This is a genomic window from Paenibacillus macquariensis (genome assembly GCF_900156375.1).
Lineage (GTDB): Bacteria > Bacillota > Bacilli > Paenibacillales > Paenibacillaceae > Paenibacillus_AQ > Paenibacillus_AQ macquariensis.
In genome coordinates this window covers 36,586-50,216 of sequence record NZ_FTNK01000014.1, presented here as the reverse complement: position 1 = coordinate 50,216, position 13,631 = coordinate 36,586, and the positions used below count along the sequence as shown (strand labels likewise).

At 41.7% G+C, this 13,631-nt stretch carries 11 protein-coding genes; 5 read left to right on the top strand and 6 right to left on the bottom strand.

The features are described 5' to 3' along the window. Positions 1–7 precede the first annotated feature (7 nt). Complete coding sequence (locus BW961_RS21055) at positions 8–898, top strand: UbiA-like polyprenyltransferase (protein WP_248912534.1); 891 nt, start codon at positions 8–10, stop codon at positions 896–898. A 100-nt stretch (positions 899–998) separates the two neighbouring features. Here the strand turns inward: BW961_RS21055 and BW961_RS21050 are convergent, their stop codons facing one another. The 5 genes from BW961_RS21050 to BW961_RS21030 form a co-directional block, all read right to left on the bottom strand. Continuing rightward, positions 999–1,979: a polyprenyl synthetase family protein gene (locus tag BW961_RS21050; protein WP_068591933.1), complete on the bottom strand. Its 981-nt coding sequence runs from the start codon at positions 1,977–1,979 to the stop codon at positions 999–1,001. 4 nt (positions 1,980–1,983) lie between these two features. Further along, positions 1,984–2,442: a hypothetical protein gene (locus BW961_RS21045; protein WP_068591931.1), complete on the bottom strand. Its 459-nt coding sequence runs from the start codon at positions 2,440–2,442 to the stop codon at positions 1,984–1,986. A gap of 112 nt (positions 2,443–2,554) precedes the next feature. Continuing rightward, a complete protein-coding gene (locus BW961_RS21040; RefSeq protein WP_068591929.1) occupies positions 2,555–4,429 on the bottom strand; it encodes an FAD-dependent oxidoreductase in 1,875 nt (624 codons plus the stop codon). Positions 4,430–4,503: 74 nt separating this feature from the next. Then, positions 4,504–5,391: an FMN-binding protein gene (locus tag BW961_RS21035; RefSeq protein ID WP_068591926.1), complete on the bottom strand. Its 888-nt coding sequence runs from the start codon at positions 5,389–5,391 to the stop codon at positions 4,504–4,506. Positions 5,392–5,694: 303 nt separating this feature from the next. Then, complete coding sequence (locus BW961_RS21030) at positions 5,695–6,348, bottom strand: phosphatase PAP2 family protein (protein WP_068591923.1); 654 nt, start codon at positions 6,346–6,348, stop codon at positions 5,695–5,697. A gap of 315 nt (positions 6,349–6,663) precedes the next feature. Here BW961_RS21030 and BW961_RS21025 point away from each other — a divergent pair, with 315 nt between their 5' ends. The 3 genes from BW961_RS21025 (at position 6,664) to BW961_RS21015 (ending at position 9,155) form a co-directional block, all read left to right on the top strand. After that, a complete protein-coding gene (locus BW961_RS21025) occupies positions 6,664–7,908 on the top strand; it encodes an MFS transporter (RefSeq protein ID WP_244556013.1) in 1,245 nt (414 codons plus the stop codon). Positions 7,909–8,047: 139 nt separating this feature from the next. Continuing rightward, complete coding sequence (locus tag BW961_RS21020) at positions 8,048–8,716, top strand: oxidoreductase (RefSeq protein WP_068591919.1); 669 nt, start codon at positions 8,048–8,050, stop codon at positions 8,714–8,716. Positions 8,717–8,774: 58 nt separating this feature from the next. Next, complete coding sequence (locus BW961_RS21015) at positions 8,775–9,155, top strand: RidA family protein (RefSeq protein WP_068591917.1); 381 nt, start codon at positions 8,775–8,777, stop codon at positions 9,153–9,155. Positions 9,156–9,268: 113 nt separating this feature from the next. Here the strand turns inward: BW961_RS21015 and BW961_RS21010 are convergent, their stop codons facing one another. After that, positions 9,269–10,045, bottom strand: a complete 777-nt coding sequence (locus BW961_RS21010) for a tryptophan-rich sensory protein (RefSeq protein WP_068591915.1) — start codon at positions 10,043–10,045, stop codon at positions 9,269–9,271. Between the two features lie 492 nt (positions 10,046–10,537). On the opposite strand from BW961_RS21010, the gene BW961_RS21005 reads away from it, so the two are divergent. Beyond that, positions 10,538–13,630, top strand: a complete 3,093-nt coding sequence (locus tag BW961_RS21005) for a DEAD/DEAH box helicase (RefSeq protein ID WP_068591912.1) — start codon at positions 10,538–10,540, stop codon at positions 13,628–13,630. Position 13,631: the final 1 nt, after the last annotated feature.

The window sequence follows — 13,631 nt, the reverse complement described above, 5'->3', positions numbered from 1 at the left end:
GTTGAGGATGAATGGTGAATTGCATATGACGACTAGAGCAATGTTGCATAAAGGTAAACAATTTGGTGAATTGGTTATGTTCTCACATACGTTATTTTCGTTGCCTTTCGCTGTGATTTCCATGGTATGGGCAGCAGGGGGTTGGCCATCGTGGTGGATTATGATCTGGGGATTAATTGCCCTCATTGGTGCACGTAATGGAGCTAATGCTTTCAATAGACTGGCAGACCGGAAGTTTGATGAACAGAATCCGCGTACCGCATCAAGGCATCTTCCACAGAGATTACTTGGGACGCGTGAAGTTATTGTTTTTGTAATCGTCAATTATCTTATCTTTGTGATCGCAGCCGCGATGTTAAATCCATTGTGTATGATATTGTCCCCGGTGGGGATTCTCCTCATTACGGTATATTCATATACGAAGCGGTTTACATGGCTCAGCCATCTTTACCTTGGATTTGTAATCGCATCTGCACCGATTGGAGCATGGTTTGCGGTGACAGGAGAGTTCGCGTTCACACCCTTTGTGCTCGGAACCATTGTAATGCTCTGGATCGCCGGCTTCGATGTTATCTATGGTACGCAAGATATTGAATTCGACCGTAAGCATGGATTGTGGTCCATTCCTAGCTTCTTCGGTCTGAAAATCGCACTATGGATGGCTAAAGCGATGCATATTATTATGCTTATCTTGTTATTATTTCTTTACTATTTCAGAGATTTGAGTTGGATGTATCTTATCGGATTAGGTATTGCGGCTATATTGCTCATGACGGAGCATGGGATTATCAAGCCTCACCAACCTAGATTAATGAAGATTGCTGCTTATAATCTTAATCAAGTGATAAGTATGGTAATCGTAGCTTGTACCTTATTGGATTACTTTCTAATCGCCTAAATCATTGAACTACAGTGCAATAAGAATAAGACCCTCTCTACATCATTTGAACATGATGAGGGAGGGTCTTATTCTTGTAGAAGATCAAGTAGATCTTACCTTAATGATCACGTCCTGCAAAATAATCGAGCAAAGCTTGAAGATCATGATGTGCAGGGAAAGAGGATAACTGTTCAATAATGCCTTGAGCTTTGTTTAAATAATCATGACTAAGCTGTTCTGTTTGTTGTAATGCGCCAGATGAACAAATGATACTAATAGCTTCCTGAATCTCCAGAGGAGTGGACCCGCTATGAATAGCTCGAATGGTAGGCGCAAGCTCAGGTCTTTGCAAGGCGTAGATGACAGGCAACGTGACTTGTCCTTGGATAAGATCACTTCCTGAAGGCTTGCCAAGTACATCAGGCGTCTGAGTAAAGTCTAATAAATCATCCTGGATTTGAAATGACATTCCTAGATGCTCACCAAATGTGTATAGGAGGTCTGCAACTCCAGGATCAGCTTCCGTAGATAAAGCGCCAACCCGTAAACAAGTTGCCATTAATTGAGCTGTTTTATTTCTCGATTTCTCTAAGTATTGCTCTAAGGTTAGATCATAATCATACCTATGTTCCAGTTGTTCATACTCTCCAAGACACAGTTGGGCTGTCGCGACGGCTGATAAGTCATGAATATAACGATCTTTATTAGAGGAATAGCTAGATAGGAGTTCAATCACACGGGCAGACATGTAACTGCCAATATGAACGGCCTCAGATACTCCCGTTATCGTATGCATGGCACTTTGACCCCGTCGCATATCGGATTGGTCAATAATGTCATCATGAATCAGAGAAGAAGCATGAATGAATTCAGCAGCAGCAGCCAATTGGAGCTGTAGTTTGCCAGTTGGAAGGGTGCCAAACCGACTCCCTACAACAACCATCAAAGGGCGCAGTCTTTTGCCTCCAGATCGAATAAGTGCAAGGATACTTTTAGATAGAACAGAAGATGCTGGAACGTCTCTATCTAATCTAACAATATCTTCAATGGTCTTGTTGATTCGTCGTAAATTGATATTCAGAGTCTCATGTAGTGTCATGTTGTTAACCTACCTGTTCTACGGTTGTGGTATAGGTATCCCGTCTGAATTCAAGATCTAAGAACTGTTCCAAGCAGGTGGATAACATCTGAACTCCGGAATGTCCTTCAGCACCTCGGATCTGCCATTTCTTAATGTGGGGCGCTAGGTATGATATCAGATCGATTTCTTCAAACTGGACGGCTAATTGAATATATAGACTGTATAAATAATCACCATCTAGCACCTTGCGGGTTAGATTCGGATCAGAATGATGGCAGTCTTTATGACGGCTTGTAGCAAGCGAAAGCACAGTATAGAGTGCGAGAAGATGTACTTTACGCTCATAAGCTAAATCATAACTATTCAGTAAGGACTCCGTATCCAGTATTTCTGTAAGATCGATGCGAAACGTAATTCCAGCCTTCGGCGAACACTCAGACTGGAGTAGTAGGAAGGTTTCATTCATAAGTTTTGTGTTCATATGCTTCACCCCTTGGATCGGTTTTCATACCTTCAAGACCATATAAAATAAGGAGAGTAATGTGCGATTTGCACATTACTCTAATGTATATCTAAAGTTCTGATGTGAAATGTCAGTCTGTAAATAAGTACCATCGTCTAACGAGCGGGATCTTCTTCCATTGTCGTTTCAGCCAAGGAAGTACATAGTAGTCAAGACCAAATACGCTTCCTGAACCACCGATGGTAGCAATTGCAGCCGTTACATACCACAGCATTTCATAAGGTGCCATACCTGAAGTCCAGATCATAACGCCCATACCGATTGTTGCAATCGAAGATACCGCTGTGAACAGACCAAGAATGAGTAGTACACCGAAAGTAAGTTCTGCAAGAACCATACACGTCTGGAATACTTGAGCCAATACGGTATAGCCACCATCTGAGTTGTAAAAGAATAAATCCATAAATACATTCATTATGCTAGTAATGAAACCAGGTACGGGTAGAGCTGTTAATGTCTCACCTGTTGTTTGGACCGCAGAAGCTGCTGCTTGAGCATCGACGGTCTGAGCAACGGCCGTTACAGCTTCACTTGCTGCTGAGGTAACATCAGCGATAGGAGATGCAGGGATCAAGAAAATACGCGATGGATCATCCCATATCTTACCGATTTTCCCCCAACCTTCATGAAGCCACATATATCCTAAATAGATACGGAGTGGTACAAGCCAGAAATTCGGTGACCGCTTGGAGAAGTGACCTCCTAAGAAACTTCTACGATTCTCAACATGAAAGAATTCATGCATCATATAAGTCCATATTTTATTGAAGCCAGCAACCGTAGATAAATAGAAGAGATTAATAAAGTGCTTGGATACCATAGCCATAAATCCAGTAAGCATAAACATTTTATTAGGAAGTCCTACATTGGCGACACCATAACGGCTACCGATAGAAACCATTGTTCCGTGAAAAGCAGGTTTGTAAGATTTCTTCGCTTTACCTGTCACATCTGCATGAATGTTATGTGCAATCAGTGGAGCAGCATGTTCTGCGTTCTCAACCATCTGAGGAACTGGACGAGACTCTCCTTCTGGAATGAAGAAAATATTGTCTCCAACAACATACACATTCTCATGATCTAAGCTTTGTAATTTGTCATTGGTTTCAATACGTCTGCGACCTTGTTGCTTCACGTCTAATGAACCTACGAGATCAGAACCTTCAACACCAGCTGTCCAAACAATCGTGTTAGCTGAAATCTCAGTATCACCAAGCTTGACAGCGGTTGGATCAACTCCTGTAATTTTGGCATTTGTAACGATTTCAACACCCTTTTTACGGAGATACGCTTCTGATTTAGCGATTAACTTATCTGGCAGAATAGGTAGAATCTTAGATGCCATATCTGCAACGACTAGGCGAACATCCTTAGCGTCAATGTAGAATTCTTTACACAACTCATCGCGGAACTCAGCCATTTCACCGATCAGTTCCACACCCGTAAATCCAGCTCCTACAACAACGAAGGAGAGTTTTGTCTTACGAATAACGGGATCTGTTTCTTTGGCCGCTTCACTGAACATGTTACGAATTTGCTCTTTCAATCGAACGGCATCTTCGAAAGACCACAACGTAAATGCATTTTCTTCTGCCCCTGGAATTCCGAAGAACGTTGGTTTACTACCTGTACCGATGACCAAATAATCATAGTCATATGTTGCTTTGTCTGATGTTAACTTTTTACCCTCGAAATCAATATTGAGAATGTTATCAAGGACAACATCCACCTTTTGATTGGCAAAAATCTTCTTCAGATCAATCTTAATTGCATCTTCTGGGGTACGATTAGCTGCTACCTCATGAAGTTCTGTTAAGAGTGTGTGATACGGGTTACGATCAATCAATTGAATTTGAACGTCGTTATTTTTCTTGAATTTGTTAGCTAATTTCTTGGCGGTGAGAACACCGCCATAACCTCCGCCTAAAAGAACAATTTTCTTCACTGATAGTTCACCTCGTTATATGTCGGATGTATTTCAATATTTAATGGGAACAATAATTCACCTGTAGATCGTGATTATTTGGCAGATTCAAGCGCCTTTTGTGACAGTGTAACAAAGTTAGACACATGAATGGTTACCCCAGAAATAGCATCTGTTTTACCTTCTGCATTCAACGTAATTGCAGCTGGATCTTGTTTCTCAATCAAGAAAGCTTGAGCTGCTTGAGCCTCTTCGTGCCATTCAGCAGCAGATCCACCATTGGCCTTCATACCGTATTTACCTTCAACAGAGTTCGCTTGTTTATCTTCTCCAGCTTCATTTACACCACTGAAGAAAGCATGCATGATTTTGCCGTTAGCAACGGTAAGATCAACGGTATCTTTCCAACCAGAGGAGGCGTCAAAAGCATCTGCTTCAGCATGATATGTCCCATCTTTAAGAGTTCCAGGTTCAGCAGGGCCGGCATCCAACGCTTTCTTAGCTAAAGTAGTTAAGTCGCCTACGTGAATAGATACGCCTGAAATAGCATCCGTTTTACCTTCTGCATCTAATGTAATGGCAGCAGGGTCTTGTTTCTCAATTAAGAATTTCTCAGCTAACGCAGCTTGCTCATACCAATTCGCTTGTGCTTTGCCTTTTTCTTTCATGCCATATTTACCAGCCTTATCTAGTGTTTTCTTGTCAGGTCCAAGCTTGGAACTCACGAAATTCCAATCTGCTGTTGCGATTTTACCTTCTTTAACGGTTAGCACAATATAAGGTTTCCATCCGCTCTCTGCATCAAAGTCACCTTCAGCGTAATATGCTCCGTCCTTATATTGACCTTGTGTTGCTGCCGGAGCAGTAGCTTCCGTAGTTGGCTCAGTAGTTGTTGGTTCAGCTGCTTTATTATTGTTACCGCATGCTGCAAGTACCCCGACCATCATCAAACTACATAATAGGATAGACCATTTCTTTTTCATTTGAATTTCCCCCATTTGAATTAAATTTAATATATTAAAATGTGAACCATTATAACAAAGGAACACATTTTGCTATTCAAAATAATGAAATTACAACAGTTTATTGTATAGGCGAATTAGATTATCCAATTTCTATAAGGAAATGGTACCATGATCTATATCTCAAATATGTGAAAAAAATCACACTTTTGGCCAAAATATCACTAATTTTAAATATTTTTTCCTTGGTTTTGTCCAAATGTTATTAAATAATGTAGTAATTTGGAAAAATCGAAGGAAAAAATATGAAAGTATTAGATATTATTACGAACTATAACGCTCATACCATTTGCTACGGTTCCTTTTATGGAACTTTACACTAGATAGAATGAGAATAAATACGGTTTCCCCCAAAAGAATTGCACTAATCGCATCGTAAATCACATGCTGCTTGATCATAAAAGTAGCAATGATAATGGTTAGTGAACACATCGAGAAAATGGCTTTTGTGCGGAGGGATATTTTCTTTGAGTTCCAAGCGCCACGCATCACGAGGAAAGAGTACAGGGAGTGAATGCTTGGGAAACAGTTGAACGGTTTATCATTTCCATAGATCCAATTCAGCATCTGACGATCCCAGCTATGACCGGTAACGATTGGGCGAGGTACGGTTGTTTGAAAATAGAAATATATCAAATAGCAGACGGCTACACTAATGTTCATCGAAAGAAGTGTTCGGAAATAAAGTTGACGATCCTTCCAGCACAAATAGGCCATTGCTAGAAAAATAAATGGATACCAACCTAAATATGGAATACTCATGGCAGGCACTAGAGGAATCAGATTATCGATGGGCGAGGAAAGCACAAATGAGTTGTGCGTCATTGAATTTAAAACGTTGTAGATTAGAGCCATAACCCCGAGTGAAGCAAGGAGACTGAGAGACAGTATATATGATTTATTTAGCCAAGATGACAAGTGAATATCCCCTTTTTCTGTGATAATAACAACATTAAGAACATAGTAATTATACCTCTCTATTTCTTTATTTCAAAAGGTAGATCCAGAACGATCTGTATTCATATATGAGCATGTCAAGGATATTTGATATTTATGGTAAATATTCGATTGGGTGGGAGATGATATTGAGTTGTCTGTTCGTCGTTAAATTGCACATTATTTGGGGAATATGTAAGCGCACACAACGATTACATAAATAAGATTGACAGACGGGTACTTGCGTGTAGAATGGGGACAAAAGAGAGATTTGTAGAGGAGTGCATCCAGATTCGTATGGCTTATAAGAGAAGGCGGAAATTATCGCTTCAACGCAAACATTTGTTCATTGCAACAACAGAGGGGATTTCTACTGTTATTTTCCAGATGTTACTAGGAGGGCCCTTTCTCACCGGATATCTATTGTACTTAGGTGCGGATTCAAGTGTGGTAGGATTTGTTCTCTCGATTACAACGTTAGTCAACATCCTGCAAGTATTTATCGCATTTATGGTTCAGAAATTGCAGAGTCGTAAATGGACACTTGTTATATTTATCGCAATTCAAAGGACGTTATGGGGCTCTACAGGACTCATTCCATTTGTATTGGACAAAGAATGGTGGGTACCGGTCTTTATTATTCTTTACGCTTCAGCATTTTTGGCGAATAACGTAATCAACGTATTATGGACATCACTCCTTAGTGATATGGTTCCTGAGGGGGTAAGGGGAAGATATTTTGGGATTCGTAATACCATTTTGAATGCATTGGGAAGCGTCATGATTTTTATGGGCGGCAGAATATTAGATACTCATTCTGAAAGTACAGGGTTCTTAATATTATTTATCCTTGCATGGATTTTTGGGCTTATGAATATTGTTACGTTCTTTTTCTATCCAGATCTACCTTTCGAACGATCAACAGAGAACAAGATCATGCCTATGATGAAGAAGCCGCTTCGGGATGCATCATTTATGAAATCCACTATTTTTTTAGCGTCTTGGTTATTTCTGCAGACGTTAGTTGTACCATTATATTCTTATGTCATGCTTGATTTATTACATATTAACTATCAGACCGTCTCATTGTTAACGGTTGTTCAGACCATTGCTATGATGTCGAGTTTTTATATTTGGGGCAGCTTAAATGCTAGATATAGCAATAAAACATTACTGTTCTGGACTTTACCCATCATAGCTGGATCCTGCCTCGCTTGGGGAATGCTGTCGTTCCTTCCTGTACTACTTGTATTGATAATCTCACATGTTTTGTTAGGGATAGGTGTAGGGGGATTCAATCAATTAGTATTCAACTTTACAATCGGAGATACACCGAAGAGTGAACGTCCGATGTTCATTGCGATGTTTGCGGCGATAACGGGTGTTACATCTTTCTTAGGACCTATGATTGGTGGGCAATTATTTAAAGTCATGAAGGTATTCCCAGAGTGGGTTCAGCAGTATGGTTTCCAGAGCGTTGTAGGATTTGTTATGCTAATTGTAGCTTTGACATTCGGTCGCCGAATACTCAGAGAGGGATGATTATGCTTCCGAGGTAGTTATTAACGAAGTATACCGTTGAAGTAACGCTCTAATAACTTAAGATTACGCTTCCGATGCTAGTTATTGCGAAGTAATTCCCAAGAAGATTAAACTATGCAATAACTTTCAGGAGGTTTCTATGGGGTTTCAGGCCATTGTATTAGGTGCTACAGGATTAGTGGGTGGGTTCGTAGTGAATGAACTATTGAATCGGGCTGAATACGATGTTGTAAAGGTACTTGTCAGGAGGCCTCTAGGTATACAACATCCGAAGCTTAAGGAAATTCTAGTGGATTGGGATACGTTGGATCAACATCAGGAGTTGTTCGAGGACGTACTAGATGTATTCTGTTGTTTGGGTACTACAATCAAAAAGGCTGGATCTCAAGAACAATTTCGCAAGGTGGATTTCGAATATCCTCTAGTTGCTGCTCAATTAGCACATGCCGCAGGAGTTCGCCAATTCCTAATGGTATCGGCTATGGGGGCAGATCCTATGTCCAAGATTTTCTATAATCGGATCAAAGGTGAGGTGGAGGACGCCGTTTCTAAGGTAGGGCTTCCAGCAGTGCATTTATTTAGACCATCGTTAATACTTGGAGAACGTGACAATAAGCGCATGGCTGAGGCAATAAGTGCAAAGCTCATGACATCTCTCGACTTTCTATTTCGTGGGAAGGCGGCTAAATACCGGGCAATACCGGCAGAGGTGGTCGCAAGCGCCATGGTGAGTATTGCGTTGATGGGTCCGACGGGGGTACATATTTATCCTAATGATGTTATTTATGTCGTGGGGCTGGTACAATAATGCTGTTAAAGTGATGTTTTAATACGAATATGAATTGAATGAAAAGGGGACATAAACAATGGGCAAACAAGTCATTTCAACAGAATCTGCTCCAGGAGCTATCGGACCATATAGCCAAGCGATCGAAGCAGGGGGATTTATTTTCACATCAGGTCAATTGGGCCTTAACCCAGAGACTGGACAATTTGGAGAAGGTATTGAAGGGCAAACACGTCAATCTCTAACTAACTTACAAGCGATCCTAGAAGCTGCAGGCGTAGGAATGGATCAAGTCGTGAAGACAACGGTCTTCCTTAAAGATATGAATGATTTCGTTGCAATGAATGAAGTCTATAGCTCATTCTTCTCACAACCGTTCCCAGCACGTAGTGCTGTAGAGGTAGCTCGTCTACCCAAAGACGCTTTAGTTGAGATCGAAGCGGTCGTTTTGAAGAAATAATGCGTTAAAGACATAGTGTGAATTTTACGAATTATACAAAAAGCTGAATTGCGCGAATCAATCGCGTAATTCAGCTTTTTTGTATGATAAATGGCTCATGTAAATAAATTTATTCAGCGGCGAAAGTTCATACCGTTTTTTGTCCGTTTCCGGACAAAAAACAGATAGATCGCATAAAGGAATAGGACACCAGCTAGTATGTATGCAACACTGAAGACATACTCAACGTTTGTTTGTTTCACTGCGATGGCAATGTAGGCCCATACAAATACCAAAGGGAATACGCTATCGCGATAGGGGTAGCTCGCTAAGATAGCAATTAGTGCTCCAGCACAGAGCATAATGATGGCCCAAGTGGTATCATCTAGTCCGAATCCAGCCCAGTTATTTTTGGTAAGAGATATTGAAATGTTTAATATTGTCGCGACACTGATCCATCCTAGATATAGGATGAAGGGCAGTTTGATGAACCAAAATTCCCCTTGTGTAGGATACGAAATACGCCGTGTGCGTGTATACAAGATCATCAAAGATATTAACAGGAATAACATGGCTATCACGGATAGTTCAATATAGAGATACTGCCATAAAAAGAGCCATACCATATTAAAAATGCAGCTGATAATGAACCATATGCCAATGCACTGTACGGAATCTCTGCTCTCATTATTCCTTCTGAGTTGATAGTAGATAAATCCGCTTAAGAGAATGTAAATGGCAGACCAGATGGTAAAAGCGTACCCAGCAGGCGTCAGCAAAGTAGGATACATATCGGATACATCGCTTGTTCTTCTTCCTCCAATAAGTGTGGTGTTGGCGAGTACATTCACGGCGATCATCGCTAGAAATGCAATAAGATTCCACCACTTATAAGGGTTTCTTTTCAGCATATATATAACCTCCTTATTAAATAACATTGGTTTGCTTTCATTGAAGTTAAGTATCTTCGTTAAAGCTATACCCATTTTTACTATAAAAGTACTCAACTTGTCCTGTTTTTTTATGAAGATGAAAGAGCTGGAAAGATAGGTGTGGGTAATTTGAAAAAAGTATTTAAGAGGTAATTGTGGTTTGGTTGTTATTGTTTGTATCTGTATGGTATGATAAACAGTGGTAATTGGAGTTAAATTACATTGATAAATCAAAATAAGTCGTTCCCAGTTTTGTGTCTAAAGTCCACAAACCCACCTTTGGAGAGTAAACTTGGGGTGGGTTTTTTTACATTATTAGTCAGGTAATAAAAAGTAGCATTATTGTAATTAGATCTGAGGAAAAAGGGAATAATTTGGTTTATGTTCCGAAAGTGAAGAGGTTTTTAAGTATTCCCTTTTCGTATAAGATGTAATTAAAATATGTGAGCAGTGAAACGACAGGAGACAACGATGAATCAACCGCTATATGGCGTATGGTTAGGCGAAGTGTTTTTTTGTTTTTCCGGTGAAGTGTCTGAACCAAAGGTAGATGCTTGGAGCCGTGTAGTTAAACAGTTTGAATGGAAGGGTGGAGTACGTCCATTTGCGAATGCTGTTCTTAGGTTGGCAGAATTAAGGTACCCTTCTTCTAGTGCGAACCCTAAGGCAAGCAACAGAAGGGGAGAAAGACGCCAACTCATGGGCCGGACATTAGAGGGGCTTGCTCTTTCGCCACAGGATGCATTCTTTATGCTCCTTGCATGGGACGACGAGACTTGTTTAGCGAGAGGGATACAACCTGGCCCTGAAATGAGCTACTGGGTGAAGGTGGCAAGGTTCGCATTGGAGCTGATGCTTCATGGTCGGATATCTCCTGGAACGGCGCCCCTAGTCACAACGGGTACACGTAGACGGACGGGCGAACAGGTCGTGACATCTCGTTGGAAACCTAAATTAAGGGATAAACACGAAGCAGAGATCTTCTTACAGCTTGCTGCTTCGATGCCACCACTTGCATTTGGTGTGCCCGCATTCGGGGGCTTCGAAACCAAAGAAGAAGCGGGTGCTGCTGTGTTGCATTCCTTCCTAAGTGCCGTAATTCATACGGAAATTAAAGATGTGATACAAGGATTAGAAGCTAAGCTATCTAAATATATGGCTAATTATCGAAGAGGTTATTCTCCACTTTCAGAATTGTGGTGGGATGGGCTCTTGACGGTAAGTCGCGATATTTCCGTACAAGGATCTCCTGATGAAATTGAAGAACTGACGAAAACTGCGTCCCTTATTGGTGGTACCTCCATTCCTGTGATCGGAAGCGAGGAGGAGCAAGCTCGGCAGATTGGCCGCCTGAATTTAGGACTACGCATGGAGCCAAGACTTCTAGAGGAAGAACAGCGATGGTATGTTTCCTTTTGGGCAGAAATTCAAGACGATTACGGAACTTGGCTACCTTCAAACTATATATGGGGTAGAAAGGAAACGAACTTGGAGGTGCGTGGGAGACATTATGAAGCGGTTCAAGAACAACTTCTAATGGCTCTTGGGGAAGCAGCTTCAGTATCATTTGAGATTAGTAATGCTCTGACGGGTCCTGCACCGATTGGAATGGAGCTTACGCCAGAACAACTCTTTGCCTTTGTTCGTGAATCTGTTCCGCTACTCACTTCAGCAGGAGTTACTGTTCAGTTGCCTTCACGCTGGAGTAAGGAAAAACGACGCGTTGGGTTGTCTTTAAAAATGGTACAGCCAGCTGAAACAGACAGCAGAGTGGGGATACCGGTCGCATTGGGTATGGATCACTTAGTCTCATTTGAAGTGGAAGCCGCGCTCGGTGGCATAACACTTACACTTGAAGAAATGACTAAATTGGCAGAGTCTGATGTTCCATATGCAGAGTTCCGCGGCGAATGGATTGAAGTCGATCTGAAAGAGATTCGTCAGGTTATGCGATATATTAAGAAGCATGAGAAAGGCCAGATGGAAATATCCGACTGGATGCACTTAACTGCTGAAGATAGCGATGAGCGGATGTGGAAGGGCCTAACCGTTATGGGAATGGAAACGGTAGGTATGTTATCTTCCCTTCTCGAAGGTAGTAGTTCTCGGAAGGTGCCTATTCGCCCGATTCCTGAATCTCTACATGGCGTGTTACGACCATATCAAGAACGGGGTTATCAGTGGCTCTCTGCCATGAGGGATCTAGGTTTCGGTGTGTGTCTAGCAGATGATATGGGACTAGGTAAGACAGTTCAGGTTATCACGTGTCTACTTGAGCGCATGGTTGAGCATACCCATCCTATACTCATTGTGTGTCCTACATCATTACTTGGGAATTGGCAGCGAGAACTTCAACGTTTCGCTCCGGATTTATCAATATATATCCATCATGGGAATCGACGCTTACATGGTGAAGCATTCATTAACAAGGCCACAGAATATGATGTTATTCTTACGACGTATCATTTATGTGGTAGAGATGGCGTAGATCTGGCGCAGGTATCATGGGCAACCATTGTATTGGATGAAGCGCAATACATTAAGAACTATCGGACGAAGCAGGCTCAAAGTGTGATGAAATTGTCTTCTCCTCATCGTATCGCGATGACGGGTACGCCTGTAGAGAATCGATTGGGCGAACTATGGTCCATTTTTCAATTTCTTAATCCAGGCTATCTAGGAACCTCATCCTCATTTAGACATCGGTATACGGGAGATGATGAACAGGGGCGCTTACAGGAACTTCATCGATTAGTGGCACCCTTCATGTTGCGAAGGTTGAAGAGTGATCCGGATATCGCGAAGGATTTACCTGAGAAGATTGAACTTAAATCTTACTGTACGTTAACAGATGTACAAGGTGCGATGTATCAGGCTGTTGTTGATCAAATGTTGGTGCAGATTGAGCAAGAGACTGGGATTGCCAGAAAGGGCTTAGTCTTATCTTCACTTACGAAGCTGAAGCAGATCTGTGATCATCCGCAATTACTCGGTAAAGAAGATAGTCGGGGCTCTAAACAAGAGGCCTCTGGTAAAATGGAGCGATTGCTCGAGCTGCTTGATAGTATTGAGGAGATTGGCGAATCGGCCCTTATTTTCACTCAATACGTGGCGATGGGACAACTACTTGTTTCACGACTTGCTGCAAGGTACGGTAAAGTTCCATCATTCCTGCATGGAGGAGTACCGAAACAGGAACGAGATGAGATGGTAAACACTTTCCAAGAGCAAGAGGGGTCTGCATTCTTTGTACTTTCGTTAAAGGCAGGTGGGGTAGGATTAAACCTGACCCGTGCCAATCATGTACTACATTATGATCGCTGGTGGAATCCTGCTGTTGAGAATCAAGCGACGGACCGTGTATTCCGTATTGGACAACATAAGAATGTGCAAGTGCACAAGCTTATCTGTCAAGGTACTTTGGAAGAGCGGATTGATGAACTTATTGAGAATAAAAAGGCACTGTCTGAGCAAGTGGTAGGTTCGGGTGAGACATGGTTAACGGAGATGTCGGATGCGGATCTGAAGGATCTTATCGCACTGCAAGGCGAGGACTGGATGTAAC